Here is a 259-nt window from a genome sequence, read left to right as displayed (position 1 = left end):
AATGTTTGATGGCAATGTACCAGTAAATACAGGAGCCTGTGTATCGGTTACAGTCACTGTTTGCGTATGTACGGCTGTATTACCGCAAAGATCGGTAGCAGTCCATTTTCTTGTAAGCGTATAGCTTCCGGCACATGCACCGTCAGTCCTTGTCTCAGCAAAAGTTACAGTCGCGCTTCCACAGGCATCGGTTGCAGTAAGCGTAGCCGCAGTTGGGATATTTCCGCAAGCTGCAGTGATATTAGCCGCAGGTAGTGTT

1 protein-coding gene is annotated in these 259 nt (G+C 48.3%); it reads right to left on the bottom strand.

The features are described from left to right. Positions 1-259: hypothetical protein (locus ASG38_RS17940; RefSeq protein WP_162239655.1), on the bottom strand; the 259-nt coding region annotated here is incomplete at both ends.

The sequence above is a fragment of the Flavobacterium sp. Leaf359 genome (assembly GCF_001423985.1).
Lineage (GTDB): Bacteria > Bacteroidota > Bacteroidia > Flavobacteriales > Flavobacteriaceae > Flavobacterium > Flavobacterium lindanitolerans.
Note: the sequence above shows the minus strand (reverse complement) of the source record. Positions and strands in the feature narration are given on the sequence as shown.